Source organism: Sphingomonas sp. 3P27F8 (genome assembly GCF_005502745.1).
Classification (GTDB): domain Bacteria; phylum Pseudomonadota; class Alphaproteobacteria; order Sphingomonadales; family Sphingomonadaceae; genus Sphingomonas.
Genome location: NZ_SCNL01000002.1, coordinates 422,204 through 436,770, shown reverse-complemented (window position 1 = coordinate 436,770; position 14,567 = coordinate 422,204). Strand labels below are relative to the sequence as shown.

Genomic DNA, 14,567 nt, shown 5'->3' with positions numbered 1-14,567 from the left:
GACAGCGACATTGCTGGCCGGCACGGGGTCGGCCGGGACCGGTTCGTCGGGATAGGCCGGAACCTGCCGCGCGGGCGGTGCGCCGCCGGGCGCGGGGGAAATGTCGTTGTCGATCGCCTTGTTCGGGTCGATCGTTCGCATTTGCGCCGGCGCGGCCGTGCCGGCCAGCAATGTCGCTGTCAGACCAAAGGCCAGCATCATCTTGCGCATCGTCACATACCCCCCGGGGAACGGAGCGATCCCCATCCTAGGATGCTAATCATCATGCGCCTTTCGGGGCAATGAACCGGACGACGACCTGAGTCGATTTCGCGCCAGGGCGAATCCGCAATGCATCGGTTGATTGCCGCGTTTCGCCCCGCTATAGCCCGCCCTCGCGCCGCATCCGGAGACGTGGGTGAGTGGCTGAAACCAACGCTTTGCTAAAGCGTCGTACGGGAAACCGTACCGAGGGTTCGAATCCCTCCGTCTCCGCCAGCAGGGTTTTTCAGGCTGTATCATCCGGTCGCAGGGGTGATCGCCGCGGGCTGCAGCGGGAAGGCCGCCTCGAGCCTTTGCAGGTCAGGCCGTTCTTGAGCGGACGGCCTTGCAGCGGGCCGGAGTGCGCGAGACAGATCGCCTCCAGCAGCGCAATCTTCATCGAATCCCCTCAGGATGCCGCGCTCGGCGCTGTCCGGGGAGTTCAAGCCGATTGCGGCGACAATATCCGCGCCGCGGCGCGCATGAACCCTCGCGCGGATCGCGCGGTCTGACCACGCGACGCCACGGCTGGGGCGGCGCGCGCAACGTCAAGTCGGAGATGACGACGGGCGGAGAAGGGGAGCGGGACCGCCGCGCCGGACGAGTGGCAGAGCCTTGCAAGCCAGGCCAACGCGTTGAAAGACCGACCTGCATCGTGTGGATAGCGGCTGGCGTCAGGCTGACGGCACCTCTCCGGGGCATTGCGCAGCCTCGGTCATGGGATAAGGCCTTTGACCTGGGGCACGACCTGGATCATCGCGCGGGTCGCCCGATGGAACCGAGCCGCGGGGCGTGGTGTCTGGAATGCACCATTGATGATCTTGTTGGCCACTCCCCCAAATCTGCCCGTACGTCGACACAGTTTCCAAATGGCACCGATCCGACGAAGGCAGTGGGCGCCGATGGCACCACTGGGGATCTGCGACGGGTTAAGAGGTTGGGCCGGATAGGGGAGTTGACAGTGAAGGGCTATTTCAAACGGCACGTCGCACTCTGCGCATTGCTTGCAGCGTCATATGCCAATCAGGCCGGCGCCCAGACGGCCACGCCCGCGCGGGCCGAGAAGGCGAATGACAACAGCGGCGCCGCCGCCGACATCGTGGTGACCGCGAACCGGCGTAGCGAGGCGCTCTCGACCGTCCCCATCAGCATCGCCGCCTACACAGGCGACGACCTGCGCGAATCGGGCGTGAAGTCGATGATCGATCTCGCCCAGAAGTCGCCCGGCGTGCAATTCGATCAATCGGCGGGCTTCGGTGCGGGAACGCAGACATTCGTCTCGATCCGCGGGATCGCCTCGACGATCGGGACTTCGACGACCGGTGTATATATCGACGATACCCCGGTGCAGTCGCGCGTCGCGGCGCTGTCCTATTTCGGCAATCCTTACCCCGCCCTGTTCGATCTCGAGCGTGTGGAGGTTCTGCGCGGGCCGCAAGGAAGCCTGTTCGGCGCCGGCGCGGAAGGCGGCGCCATCCGCTTCATCACGCCATCCCCGAAAGTTTCAGGCGTGAGCGCGACTGCGCGAAGCGAAATCGGCTTTATCGATGGCGGCGGCACGAATTTGGAGGCGGGCGTTGCTGTCGGCGCTCCGATCATCGAAGGGAAATTAGGTTTCCGCGCCAGCTTCTGGACCCGCCACGACGGGGGATACATCGATCGGATCAATCCGCTCACCGGCGATGTCCTGATCAAGAACACGAATAGCGCAAACGCATATGCCGGACGGCTCGCGTTCGCCTTCGTGCCAAGCGACGGGATCACCATCACCCCCGCAATCTATTTCCAGCGTCAGACGAACGCCGATGCTCCGCTGTTCTATCTTTCGGCGCCCCAGCCCGCCGATAGCCTGCAGACCCGCAACATCGCCGATCCGAAGAATGGTGTCTTTCTGAACGGCCGCCTCTTGCGTCAGCCGTTCTCGGACCGCGTGATCCTCCCATCGCTGAAGGTCGAAGTCGGATTGGGCGGGGCGACGCTTACCTCGATAACATCGTATGTCGACCGTCGGGGCAAGCTGCTGTCCGACACGACCCAGATCAACGGCGCGTTCTTCGGCACGGTGACCGGATTTGACGAGAACGGCCCCATCATCGTGCCGGGTTACGGGAATCCGAACGGGCCCGAATATCCCACCAGTTACGACCAGGCAGGCCCGCAGGATATCCGCACCAGCCTGAAATCGATAACACAGGAAGTACGGATTTCCAGCGATGGGGGTGGTCCGTTCAAGTGGACTGCCGGCCTGTTCTATCTTCACACCGAGCAGACCGATTTTCAACGCGCGACCTCTCCCTTCGTCGTTCAAAACTACATTCTGCCGCTGCTCCCGAATTCGCAAGGATTGAACGATCCGATCCTCTATTCGCAGATCACCCAGACCGACGAGCAATATTCAGTTTTCGGTCAGGCCGATCTTGGCCTGACGGACAAGTTGACGCTGACGGTTGGCGGCAGACTTTCCCACCACAAGGCGGACTATAATCAGGAACAGTCCGGATTTCTATCTGCGGCCCAGGTTTGGGGACCGCTGGTGACCTCCTCCGGCGGGCAAAGTGAGACTCCGTGGTCCGGCAAGGTTGCGCTCGACTACAAGTTCTCGCCGACACTGATGGTGTATGGATCTGCAAACCGCGGCTATCGGATCGGTGGCGCCAATCAGCCGATCTCATCGACGTGTGGCGTCTCCAATATCTTCAAGCAGACATACAATAGTGACTATGTAAACAGCTTCGAAGCTGGTTCGAAAGGGCGCATCGGCAGGAAGATCCGGTTCGACGTCGATGCCTTTTATGTAAAATGGAAGAACGTACAGCAGAATGTCGTATTTCCATGCGCCTTCGGTTATATCGACAATACCGGAGACGCGACCGTCAGCGGATTCGATGCTTCGCTTGATCTAGACGTTGTGAGAAACCTCAAGATCTCCGGTTCGGTATCATATGCCAAAGCGACGTTTTCGAAGACCGTCCTGATACCCGGCGTCGCCGCGGGTGATCCTGGAAGCCTGGTTGTACGTAAGGGAGATCAGGTTAATCCCTATCAATCACCCTGGAACCTGAGCGCATCTGCCGAATATAGCTTCGATGTCGGCACTTCAAAGGCCAAGATCAGAATAGAAAATATCTATCGCAGCAAGAATAACGGCCCATTCACCTCGGATGATCCCCGCGCGGTTAATTTCGATCCGCTTCGTGTTTATAACCCCGCGACAAACCAAGTAAACGGTCGTGCGACGATTGCGATGGGTGATCTGGAGTTTGCGATATTCGTACAGAATCTTACGAATTCAAGGCCGTTGCTGTTTCAGTATAGAGACTCAACCGCCACGACATTGTTCACGGCGAATACATTCACACCTCGTACGATCGGCGCGTCGATCGATTTCCGCTATTGATCGGAGTTAAGAACCATTATGCCACGTGTCAGGAGATGGTCGATCAGGAACAAGATGCGCCTTGGCGCAGGCTCCCTGTCGATTTGTATGGCGGCTTGCAATCTGGCCGCCGCCAGCGAAGCGTCAGCCCAGGCGCAGGTTCCGGTCGCGAAGAGCCAGGATCCGTCGGAAATGGCGCCGGAGATCAAGATCCATCGACCGTTTTTTTCGAAGCGGTTGCGCGGGTATCTTCCCGCCCGTGATGGTACACAGCTGCGCTACAGCGTTCTTCTGCCGAAGGGCAAAGGGCCGTTTCCGGTCATCGTAAACTATTCTGGCTACGATCCCGGGTCGATCGGTGGCAAGGCCTATATGAACGACAATACGGCCATGTCGGTCAACCTCGACAGGACATTGGTCGAAGCGGGCTATGCCGTGCTCGGACTACAGGCGCGGGGCACCGGTTGCTCGGAAGGACAATTCGAATTCCTGGCGCGATCCTACGGCGAGGATGGATATGACGCGATCGAGTGGATCGCGAAGCAGCCGTGGTCGAATGGCGCGGTCGGCATGGCCAATTGGTCATGGGCCGGAATGTCGCAGATCGCCACGGCTGCGGAGCGGCCACCCCATCTCAAGGCTATAGCGCCAGGCATGGTGCTGGGCGATGCCCGGCTCGATTCCTGGGCGCCCGGCGGCGTTCCGGCTCCCGGATTCGTCGACGGCTGGTGGGATTATCTTCATTCGCGATGGGATGCGGCGAAGGAGAGTGCGAAGGCTGAGAACGATCAGCGCTGTTTGTCGCAGATCGCTCAAAACTATGAGTCGGCCGAGAAGAACCGCGTACCAGCCATCCTGATCCGCCATCCTCTGCGCGACGACTATATCGAAATCCGCCATCTCGCCGCCCGGACAAAGAACATCTCCGTTCCGGTGTTCAACATGGAAGCCTTTCAGGACGAGGCGGTCATTGCCCGGCAGGGCTATTTCCAGGAAACGCTGAACCCGGACCAGCTTTGGTATCTGCAGACCAATGGCGGTCACGACCTGTATGTCGCGACGCGGTTCCGCAAGCAGCTCGTGGCGTTCTTCGATCACTTCGTGAAAGGTATCGACAACGGGTTCGAACAGACGCCGCACGTCCAGGTATGGCTGGAGAGCACCTTCACGGGGCCGGCGGACGCCATTTTCGAGAACCTGTCCCCCGGCTTCACGTTTCAAAGCCAGCGGTTTCCGATGGCAGTCCAGCCGGTCAGCTTGGCCTTGAATGCCGGCGGAACGCTGGTGGCGAACGGGAAGGGGCAGGGAGCCGCCGACGGCTTCGACTATCCGGTCCGCGGACCGGCCGTCGACCACGAATTCGGCAAGGACAGTTGGGGCCCGATGGATCCGGCGTGGCGGAAAGGAAGCCTTGCCTACACGACGGCGCCGCTTTCCGATGATATGGTGGCCTACGGCCCGGCCAGCGCGGATCTGTGGGTCGTCAGCACGGGCGCCGATGCGGACGTGCAGGTGACGATCACCGAAGTACGGCCTGACGGGCAGGAAATGTACGTCCAGCGCGGATGGTTGCGCCTGTCCGATCGCCTGCAGGATGAAACGAAATCGACCGCGCTCCGGCCATGGCCGGTCGATCGTCCCGAAAAGATGCTGGCACTGGTGCCCGGACAGCCCACGCTGGGACGGATCGAGGTCCAGAAATTCGGCCATGCATTCCGGAAGGGCTCACGGCTGCGTCTATGGATCGATACGCCCAGTCAGTTCGGTGGCAATCTGTTCGCGCCCTATTCGGTGCCCACCCGGATCCAGGTGTTGCATGATGCAGACCATCCCTCGCGCCTGCTGATCGGCACGGTTTCCGCGAAGGACCTGCCGGCGCAACGGCCTGCCTGCGGCACCGTGCATCATCAACCGTGCCGGGCAGACCCGCTGGCATCCAACGGAGGACAGAATTGATGGCCATTTCGCGTCGCAGCGCCCTGGGATGGATGGGGCTGGCCGCGCCCGCGACGCTTTTGGGACCGGCGACGCGGCTTACGGCGACCGAGCCGCTCGGGCGCGAACCCCATGTTCCGCCATTGCCCCCCGGTGGCGCTCCGAAGACCTACGATGTTCCGGGCCTCGAATGGGTCATGGACATTGTGCCGATCTGCTCCGACCCAGAGTTCATGGGAGACAAGGCGGATCAGGTTTCGGCGGACGGGGACCGCTACGATGTATGGCCGTTGATCGGCGGGTTCTTTCGGGGGAGGGGCATCAAGGGGACGATCATCCCCGGCGGCGGCGACTTCCCCGTGATTCGCCCTGATGGCGTGGTCGTGGTCGACGCCCTGTATCGCCTGAAGAACGACGATGGCGTGCAGATCATCATCCACAACAAGGGATATGGCTATACGGAGGACAAGTACCGCCTCGTTCCGACGTTCAACGTGCCGGGGAAGAAGTATGGCTGGCTCAGGGAGTCGATCTTCGTCGGCACCTTGTCGTATCCGGTGCCCGCAGCGTACGGAGTGAAGGAGAAAGCGGGAGAGAACGGGCGATTGATTCAGGTGTATCGGCTCGTTTGACCGCTCCCATCTTTCCTTCGGATAGCTCGGGACCGATCGTCGCCCTATGGGGTTTGCCCGCGGGGCCGATCGGTCGCCCTTCATGGAGTCCAGAGCCGGGCCTGGCGCCGGATCGTATCAGACACCCATCCTTCGGGGATGGAAGCGCGGGCAGTGGTGTGCTTTCATCACCACTCCGCCGGATCGGCTCGTGATCAGGGACTGACAACGTCCCGGATCGCGACCGCCCGGCACGTTGCGAAGGTTTGGATGCGAGCATGCTGATCGATTCCCGGCTCCTGCCGCCGCTGGCGGCGCTGCGCGCGTTCGAGGCGGTGGGGCGGCTGGGCGGCATCCGCCGCGCGGCCAAGGAACTGACGGTCGACCATGGGGTCGTCAGCCGGCACATCCGATCGCTCGAGGCATGGGTCGGCGTCGAGCTGGTGGTGCGCGACGGTGCCGGTTACTCCCTGACCGAGAAGGGCGAGGTGTATCACCGCCAGATCTACGAGGCGCTTCGGGCGGTCGCGTCCGCAACAGGCGCGCTGGTCAAGGTCGGCGACGATCTGAAGCTTCGGCTGCAGTGCATTCCCGGCTTCGCCTCGCTGTGGCTGTCAGACCGGCTTGGCGAGTTCATCGATGCGAACCGCGACATCGACGTAGATTTCCGACCGTCGGATCACAGCCCCGATTTCCGCGGGCAGGATGTCGACGGCGACATCCGCTACCTGCGAACCTGGGAGGAGGTGGACCTTCCCAAGGTGGTCTACCGGCTGGACGTCGCCCGCCCGGTGGTCTTTCCGGTGGCCAGCCCCGCCTGCGCGGCCGGGCTGCCGCCGATCACCTCGCCAGCGGACCTGCTGAACATGCCGCTGCTGCACGAGGAAAACGATCTGGAATGGCGCCACTGGCTGACCGCGCAAGGCGTGGCCGTGCCCGAACGCATGCCGGGCTCGCGCCTCTGGCACGCGCACCTGACGCTGGCGGCGGCGCGACAGGGCCACGGCATCACGCTGGCGAACACGATGCTGCTGCGCGACGATCTCGCCGCCGGCCGCCTGGTCAAGGTGAAGCTGGCGCAGGGAGAGTTCGCGCCGGTGCTGCTGGGTACGTACACCTTCCTTGCGCGCGAGGATCGCTGGAATTCGCCCGCGATCGCCCGCTTCCGCCGCTGGTTATGGGGCGCGGTCGCCGTGTTCGACAGCGACGCCGCACTCGCGGCGGGTGCGCGTTGACGCTCCGGCGCCCGCACATTGAAAGGAAACGGAGGCGGGACGTGCCGCTGGTGACCCGGAGTCACCAGAGCCGGACAACTTGACCTCTTTCGCCGGTGCCGGCACGCGGAGGATGGCACGGGGCAAGAGCGAAGGAGCGTAACCCCGTGACCAGCAATGCCGAACTTGAGCGCCGCCGCATCCTTGCCGTGCCGCGCGGCGTCGGATCCGCGACCGCCGTCTATGCCGATCGGTCGGAGAATGCAGAATTGTGGGACGTCGAAGGTCGCCGCTATGTGGACTTCGCCGGCGGCATCGCCGTGCTCAACACCGGCCATCGCCACCCGCGCGTGATGGCGGCGGTTCAGGCGCAGCTGGCGCGCTTCACCCACACCGCCTTCCAGGTTTCGCCCTACGAAAGCTATGTCGAGCTCGCCGAACGGCTGAACGCGCGTGCGCCCGTCGCGGGGGCGGCCAAGACCATCCTGTTCACGACCGGAGCCGAAGCAACGGAGAATGCCGTTAAGATCGCCCGCGCGGCGACGGGCCGGTCCGGCGTGATCGCCTTTGCCGGCGGCTTTCACGGGCGGACCCTGCTCGCCTCCGCGATGACGGGCAAGGTGCAGCCATACAAGCGCATGTTCGGGCCCATGCCCGGAGAGATATTCCACATTCCCTTTCCCACCGGCCGCGACGGCGCCACGGTGGAACGCTCGATCGACGCGCTGCACACCCTGTTCGCCGCGGACCTGGAGCCGGAGCGGGTCGCCGCGATCATCCTGGAACCGATCCAGGGCGAGGGCGGCTTCCATGTCGCGCCGCCGGCGCTGCTCCGGCAGCTTCGCGCAATCTGCGACGCACATGGCATCCTGCTGATCGCCGACGAGGTGCAGACCGGCTTCGCGCGCACCGGCGCGTTGTTCGCGATCGAGCACAGCGGCGTTGCGCCCGACCTGATCTGCGCCGCTAAGTCGCTAGCCGGCGGTTTCCCGCTTTCGGCGGTGATCGGCCGTGCCGAGGTGATGGACGCGGTGGAGCCCGGCGGGCTGGGCGGAACCTACGGTGGCTCGCCTGTCGCCTGCGCCGCCGCGCTGGCGGTGCTGGACGTGATTGATGAGGAGGAGCTGATCGGCCGAGCGGACATGCTGGGCTCGCGCATCCGGGAACGGCTGGAGCAGATGGCCGGCGCGGAGGGCTTCGTCCCGATCGACAACATCCGCGGGCTCGGCGCGATGATCGGCTTCGACATACTGAGCGCATCCGGCGGGTTCGATCCAGCGGAAACCAAGGCGGTGTGCGCGCGCGCGCTCGCTGCCGGGCTGATCCTGCTCAGCTGCGGCACAAAGGGAGAGGCGATCCGCATTCTCGTGCCGCTCACCGCGTCCGACGCCATCGTTGATGAGGGGCTCGACATGCTGGAGACTGCCTTGCGCCGGGACGCGCCAGCAGCTGGGGTGGCCGCCAGGCGCGACGCGACGGTGCTTGCCTGATGACCGAACGGCTCGATCCCGCACTCGCCCGCGCGGAGCTGCTGCGCGCGGAGGCTTTCATCGACGGCGCATGGGTTTCGGCCGGCCAGACCATCCCGGTCACCGATCCGGCGAGCGGCCGGCTGGTCGGCACCGTTCCGATGCTGGGCCGCGCCGCGGCCGAGGACGCGGTGGGCGCCGCCCAACGGGCGCTCGCGGCGTGGCGCGCGCAAACCGGCAAGGCGCGCGGTATGATCCTGCGCCGCTGGCATAACCTGATGATCGCGCACGCCGAAGACCTCGCCCGGCTGATGACCGCCGAGCAGGGCAAGCCGCTGGCCGAGGCGCGCGGCGAGGTGCTGTACGCCGCGGGGTTCCTCGAGTGGTTCGCGGAGGAGGCGCGTCGCGTCCATGGCGAGGTGCTGACCCCACACCTCGCCGACAAGCGGCTGACGGTGCGGCGCGTAGCGGTGGGCGTGGTCGGAGCGATCACGCCATGGAACTTCCCACTGGCCATGATCACCCGCAAGGCCGGCCCGGCGCTGGCGGCGGGGTGCACCATGGTACTGAAACCCTCCGAGCTGACTCCACTCTCCGCGCTCGCGCTGGCCCGGCTGGCGGAGGAGGCGGGGGTGCCGCCCGGGGTGTTCAACGTCGTCACCGGCGACGCCGCCGCGATCGGCGCGGTGCTGACCGGCGATCCGCGCGTGCGCAAATTCACCTTCACCGGCTCGACCGCCGTGGGCAAGATGCTCGCGGCCAAATGCATGGACACGGTGAAGCGCGTATCGCTGGAGCTGGGCGGCAATGCGCCGTTCATCGTCTTTGACGATGCCGATCTCGATGCCGCGGTCGAGGGGGCGCTCGTTTCCAAATTCCGCAACACCGGGCAGACCTGCGTGTGCGCCAACCGACTGCTGGTCCAGTCCGGCATCTATGACGCCTTCGCTGCGCGGCTGGCCGAGCGGGTCGGCGCCTACAAGGTTGGAGCCGGGCTGGATGGAGAGACGCAGCAGGGCCCGTTGATCGACGACCGGGCGATCGCCAAGGTGGAGGCGCATGTCGGCGACGCCATCAGTCGCGGCGCGCGCGCACTGGCGGGAGGCGAGCGGATCTGGGGCGGCGGCAGCTTCTATGCGCCAACCGTGCTGGTCGACGTGCCGCGCGATGCGCTGCTGTGCCGCGAGGAAACGTTCGGCCCGGTAGCGGGGCTGGTTCGCTTCGATACCGAGGCCGAGGCGATCGCGATGGCGAACGACACGAGCGCCGGGCTTGCCGCCTATCTCTACACGCGCGATCTCGGACGCAGCGTGCGCGTGAGCGAAGCGCTGGAATACGGGATGGTCGGTCTCAACACCGGATTGATCTCGACCGAGGTGGCGCCATTCGGCGGGGTGAAGGAATCCGGCCTGGGGCGCGAGGGATCGCACCTGGGGCTGGACGATTATCTCGATATCCGGCTGGTCTGCGCACACGTCGAGCCGGCGCCCGCCGGTTGACCGGCGCGGCGATGACGCGGGCAGGGAGGGGCTAGCGGCGCAGGCGCCACGCAGCGACCGACCCGCCCGGCATCGCGGATCGCAGCCTCCGACAGCGAGATTGCACCCGGTCCTCGCGCGGGGGCGGCGCGTTGCCGCGGTGCCCTTACGACGTGTCGCGCCGTGCCGCGTCAGGCGACGCGATCGCTTTTGACAGCCTCAGTGATCACAGATATCAAAGCCGGGTCGTCCCTTCAGTCGTGATCGGAATCGAGGAACCATGGTCAGGCCCGTGCTGGGTATCATATGCTGCACCCGCGCCGTCGGCCATGATGAGGCGCAGGTGGCGATGAACCGATACGTCACGGCAGCGATGGCGTATGCCGATTGCGCGGCGCTGCTGGTGCCCTCGCTCCCGATGCTGATGGAGGCGGGCGAGATCGTGCCCCGGCTCGACGGGCTGCTGCTCACCGGCAGCCCGTCGAACGTCTCCCCGGCGCGCTACGGCGAGCGCGACGCTGCGGATGCCGACGGCCCGTTCGACACCGCCCGCGACGAGATGACGGCCGCGATGGTGCAGGCTTGCCTCGCTGCGGGGAAGCCGGTTTTCGGCATCTGCCGGGGCTTGCAGGAACTCAACGTGATTTTCGGCGGCACGTTGCGGCGCGACATGAGCCGCGCGGACGCACCGCTGCCGCACCACGCCCCGGACGATGCCAGCTGGGACGCAATGTTCGCGCACGGTCATGAGGTGACGCTTGCGCCGGGCGGTGTGCTCGGCCGCGCGCTGGGGAAGGAGCGGATCGAGGTCAACTCGGTCCATTTCCAGGGTGTCGCAAGGCTCGCAGACGGGCTGCGCGTCGAGGCCACCGCGCCCGACGGGGTGGTGGAGGCCTTCTCCGCTACCGGCCATGGCGCGCCCGTGCTGGCGGTGCAATGGCATCCCGAGTGGCACACGGCGGAGAACGATGCAGCGCAGGCCTATTTCACGTTGCTCGGACGTGCGCTCCGCGGCCAGTCCATCGACGGATAGCGGGACCGGCGGCATGCTGACGAAGGGCCACGACGTCGCCGAACCGCGTCGTCTGGACGTTGCGCATCATCGGCCTGCGCAGCCGGACCAAGGGCTGATGCGCGACCTTGGCGGCGCGGGATCATTACGCGTGCCGAGGACCGCTACATCTACGACGCGGACGGGAAGGGGCGAGATCCTCCGCATCATCGCGCGCTCGCTCGACGAAGCCACGCCTGCCCTGCGCGCGCTGGACGAGCCGGGCGAGCTCGCGGTGCGTGCCTGACCGGATGGTGCGGCAGCGTAAAACAGGCTGAGTCACGGCGAATACAGGTCGCGTGCGCGCGGCCTGACGCGCGGACGCTGCCTGATGAGCGGCGAGGGCAGCCATCAGCTCCATGTCGATTTCGGCCCGCACGACACGACCTGGCACGTGCAGCGCAGTCGGCTGTCGCAGCGGTCGGCGTCGTCCGCCGCGCGTCCCGCCTCGTGATCCGCCGGTGGCGACGGGCCGGGGCGCGCGGTCAGATACCGAGCCGGTCCCGCATCGCGTACCAGAGCGAGCCGAGCATCGTCAGCGGCACCCGGAAGTGGCGGCCGCCGGGGAAAGGGAGGTGCGGCAATGTCGCGAACACATCGAACCGCTCCATCTGCCCCGCCACGCCCTCGGCAAGGATCCGGCCAAGCAGCTGGGTCGTGGTAACGCCGTGCCCGCTGTCACCGTGCGAGTACCAGACCGTGGGCGAGAGCCGCCCGACCTGCGGCATGCGGCTGAGCGTCAGCGCGAAGTTGCCGCTCCACGCGTGATCGATCCGAACGTCGCGCAGTTGCGGAAAGGTCTTGAGCAGATTGGGGCGTATCTTCGCCTCGACGCTGGCGGGATCGCGCCCACCATAGACGACGCCACCGCCGTACAGCAGGCGACCGTCGGCGGTGCGGCGAAAATAATCCAGGATGTAGTTCGCGTCCTCCACGCACAGATTGGCCGGCAGCAGCTCTTCGGCCAGTGCGCCGAGCGGTTCGGTGGCGATAACCTGGCTGGAAACGGGCATGATCCGCCCGCTCAGGTCTGGCACGGCATCGCCCAGATAGGCGTTGCCGCATAGCAGCACGATGTCGGCGGTGACCGAGCCGTGTTCGGTCGTGACGACGGGCTTCGCGCCCCGTTCGACGCGCAGCACGCGACTGTGCTCGAAAATGCGCCCGCCCAGTGCCTCGAACGCCGCCGCCTCGCCGAGCAGATAATTGAGCGGGTGAAAATGCCCGCCGATGGGATCGATCATCGCGCCAACGTAACGATCGGTGCGGACCACCTCGGACAGCCCGGCCCTGTCGACCAGCCGCATGCCCGGATGGCCGTAGCGTGCCCACACCTTCGCCTGCTCGGCAAACCAGCTCATCTGCTTGTCGGTGAGTGCCGTGGCCGCGGCGCCATCCACCAGGTCGCAGGCGATTTCGTACTTCGCCACGCGCTCGCGGATGATCGCCCCGCCCTCGAGCGCGACGGCAGCGAGATCACGGGCGTGATCCTCGCCGTAGCGGCGCGCAAGCAGGTCCAGCGGGCGGCTGTAGCCATTGATCAGCTGGCCGCCGTTGCGCCCCGACGCGCCCCACCCGCAGCGCTCGGCCTCCACCACGACGACCGGGATACCGCGCGCCGCGAGTTCGATCGCCGCCGAAAGGCCGGTAAAGCCGCCGCCGACGATCACGACATCGGCGGTGACGGCGCCTTCGAGCGTCGGGCGGGCCGGCGCGGGATTTGCGCTGGCGGCATAGTAGCTCGGCATGCCCGCATAGGGGCTTGCGGGGAAGGAGGGTGCGTTCATCAGAGCGGTCCGAGGTAGCTCGCATATTCCGCGTCGCTGACGCGCGCGAGCAGGGTGTCGCGGTCCTGGCGCTTGCAGGCGACCAGGATGTCGCGGAAACGCCTGCCGAATGCCCTGGCGATGAAGTCCGAAGCGGCGAAGCGGTCGATCGCGACCCCCCATTCGGCAGGCAGGCGCGCGGCGACCTCGGGAGCGCCGGGTTGCTGCGGCGCCGGCGGGGGTTCGCCCGCCGCGATTCCGGCGAGCATACCGGCCAACACCGCCGCGACCGCGAGATAGGGATTGCAGTCCGCGCCCGGCACGCGATGCTCGATCCGGGTCGCCCTGGCATCCGCCTTCACCACGCGTATCGCCGCAGAGCGGTCGTCGACGCCCCAGCTTGCCGCGACCGGCGCGTGGGCGTTGGCGCGGAACCGGCGGTAGCTGTTGGCGTGGGGGGCGAAGGCGAGCATCGAATCCGGCATTGCCTTCAGCAGCCCGGCAACCGCATGGAACAAGGTTTCGGATGGCGCCCCGTCAGCCTCCGCCAGCACATTGTGTCCCTCGCTGTCGAGCAACGACACGTGAATGTGCATGCCGTTGCCGGAGGCGTCGCCATAGGGCTTGGCCATGAAGGTCGCGCCGAGCCCGTGGCGCCGCGCGAGCGCCTTGATAATCCGCTTGAGCAGGATCGCGTCGTCGCAGGCGGTGATCGCATCGGTGCGGTGGAGCAGGTTGAGCTCAAACTGGCCGGGCCCCGCCTCGCTCGACAAGGTGTCGGCGGGGATGCCCATCGCGGCGCATATTGCCATGATCTCGTCGAACAGCGGCAGATGCGCGAACTTCGCCTCGGGCGACAGGATCGCATTGACGTGGCGCAGGTCATCCGCCGCCGAGGCGCCCGGCGGGACCGGTCTGCCCGCCTCGTCGAGCTGGTGCAGATAGAATTCCAGTTCGGTCGCGACAACGGGGTGAAGGCCGCGCGCTGCCAGTGCGGCCTGCACCTGCGCGAGCACGCCGCGTGCATCGCCGACACCCGGATCGCCTTCTGGCGACAGGCCCAGCATCACCTGCGCGGTGGCGCCGTCGAACCAGGGCAGCAGCGCGGCACGGTTGGCGACGGGGAAGAACAGCCCGTCCGGGTCGCCGGTGCCGAAGGCGAGACCCGCATCGGGCACGTCGCGGCCCCAAATGTCGAGAGCGAACACGGACCTGGGCATCGCCAGGCCCTTGAGGTCCAAGGTCAACGCTTTTTCGCGGGTCAGCCACTTGCCACGGGCGACGCCGTTGACGTCGGACACGAACGCCTCGACGCGGGTAATCTCCGGATGCGCCTCCAGCAGCGCAAGAAGCTGGTGATCCTGATGGCTCATACTGTGATCGCATATCGACGCGAATGGCGTCTGTCTATAGCACGGCACGTTCAA

Annotated in this window: 10 protein-coding genes, 1 tRNA gene and 1 pseudogene; 9 read left to right on the top strand and 3 right to left on the bottom strand. The window is 65.8% G+C overall.

The window, feature by feature from the left end:
- Positions 1–246: pseudogene (locus tag FFS35_RS04640) on the bottom strand (hypothetical protein); the annotation flags it as partial.
- A gap of 141 nt (positions 247–387) precedes the next feature.
- Here FFS35_RS04640 and FFS35_RS04635 point away from each other — a divergent pair.
- The 9 genes from FFS35_RS04635 (at position 388) to FFS35_RS04595 (ending at position 11,621) form a co-directional block, all read left to right on the top strand.
- A tRNA-Ser gene (locus tag FFS35_RS04635) sits at positions 388–477 on the top strand.
- A 535-nt stretch (positions 478–1,012) separates the two neighbouring features.
- The gene (locus FFS35_RS04630) at positions 1,013–3,637 is read left to right on the top strand and encodes a TonB-dependent receptor (RefSeq protein WP_171007501.1); all 2,625 of its coding nucleotides are present in this window, start codon (positions 1,013–1,015) and stop codon (positions 3,635–3,637) included.
- 87 nt (positions 3,638–3,724) lie between these two features.
- On the top strand, positions 3,725–5,572 hold the full coding sequence (locus FFS35_RS04625) for a CocE/NonD family hydrolase (protein ID WP_212742167.1): 1,848 nt from the start codon (positions 3,725–3,727) through the stop codon (positions 5,570–5,572).
- Positions 5,573–5,604: 32 nt separating this feature from the next.
- Entirely contained in the window at positions 5,605–6,183 is a 579-nt protein-coding gene (locus FFS35_RS04620; RefSeq protein ID WP_171007499.1) for a DUF3237 domain-containing protein, read from the top strand.
- A 257-nt stretch (positions 6,184–6,440) separates the two neighbouring features.
- Entirely contained in the window at positions 6,441–7,397 is a 957-nt protein-coding gene (locus FFS35_RS04615) for a LysR substrate-binding domain-containing protein (protein WP_249341452.1), read from the top strand.
- 146 nt (positions 7,398–7,543) lie between these two features.
- Positions 7,544–8,866: a 4-aminobutyrate--2-oxoglutarate transaminase gene (gabT, locus tag FFS35_RS04610; protein ID WP_137785920.1), complete on the top strand. Its 1,323-nt coding sequence runs from the start codon at positions 7,544–7,546 to the stop codon at positions 8,864–8,866.
- Positions 8,866–10,344, top strand: coding sequence for an NAD-dependent succinate-semialdehyde dehydrogenase (locus tag FFS35_RS04605; RefSeq protein ID WP_137785919.1), 1,479 nt, complete (start codon positions 8,866–8,868; stop codon positions 10,342–10,344). The genes gabT and FFS35_RS04605 overlap by 1 nt, the downstream gene beginning before the upstream one ends.
- Positions 10,345–10,603: 259 nt before the next feature.
- Positions 10,604–11,356, top strand: coding sequence for a gamma-glutamyl-gamma-aminobutyrate hydrolase family protein (locus tag FFS35_RS04600; protein WP_137785918.1), 753 nt, complete (start codon positions 10,604–10,606; stop codon positions 11,354–11,356).
- A gap of 13 nt (positions 11,357–11,369) precedes the next feature.
- Positions 11,370–11,621: a hypothetical protein gene (locus FFS35_RS04595; RefSeq protein ID WP_137785917.1), complete on the top strand. Its 252-nt coding sequence runs from the start codon at positions 11,370–11,372 to the stop codon at positions 11,619–11,621.
- Positions 11,622–11,859: 238 nt separating this feature from the next.
- Here the strand turns inward: FFS35_RS04595 and FFS35_RS04590 are convergent, their stop codons facing one another.
- Positions 11,860–13,161, bottom strand: a complete 1,302-nt coding sequence (locus tag FFS35_RS04590; protein ID WP_137785916.1) for an FAD-binding oxidoreductase — start codon at positions 13,159–13,161, stop codon at positions 11,860–11,862.
- Positions 13,161–14,513, bottom strand: a complete 1,353-nt coding sequence (locus tag FFS35_RS04585) for a glutamine synthetase family protein (RefSeq protein WP_137785915.1) — start codon at positions 14,511–14,513, stop codon at positions 13,161–13,163. Before FFS35_RS04585 ends, FFS35_RS04590 begins: the two co-directional genes overlap by 1 nt.
- Between the last annotated feature and the right edge of the window lie 54 nt (positions 14,514–14,567).

What these genes read in the sequence shown, in the direction of transcription:
- FFS35_RS04630 (WP_171007501.1), top strand. Translation starts at nt 1,013, where the DNA reads ATGGAACCGAGCCGCGGGGCGTGGTGTCTGGAATGCACCATTGATGAT.
- FFS35_RS04625 (WP_212742167.1), top strand. Translation starts at nt 3,725, where the DNA reads ATGGCGGCTTGCAATCTGGCCGCCGCCAGCGAAGCGTCAGCCCAGGCG.
- FFS35_RS04620 (WP_171007499.1), top strand. Translation starts at nt 5,605, where the DNA reads ATGGGGCTGGCCGCGCCCGCGACGCTTTTGGGACCGGCGACGCGGCTT.
- FFS35_RS04615 (WP_249341452.1), top strand. Translation starts at nt 6,441, where the DNA reads ATGCTGATCGATTCCCGGCTCCTGCCGCCGCTGGCGGCGCTGCGCGCG.
- FFS35_RS04605 (WP_137785919.1), top strand. Translation starts at nt 8,866, where the DNA reads ATGACCGAACGGCTCGATCCCGCACTCGCCCGCGCGGAGCTGCTGCGC.
- FFS35_RS04600 (WP_137785918.1), top strand. Translation starts at nt 10,604, where the DNA reads ATGGTCAGGCCCGTGCTGGGTATCATATGCTGCACCCGCGCCGTCGGC.
- FFS35_RS04595 (WP_137785917.1), top strand. Translation starts at nt 11,370, where the DNA reads ATGCTGACGAAGGGCCACGACGTCGCCGAACCGCGTCGTCTGGACGTT.
- FFS35_RS04590 (WP_137785916.1), bottom strand. Translation starts at nt 13,161, where the DNA reads ATGAACGCACCCTCCTTCCCCGCAAGCCCCTATGCGGGCATGCCGAGC.
- FFS35_RS04585 (WP_137785915.1), bottom strand. Translation starts at nt 14,513, where the DNA reads ATGAGCCATCAGGATCACCAGCTTCTTGCGCTGCTGGAGGCGCATCCG.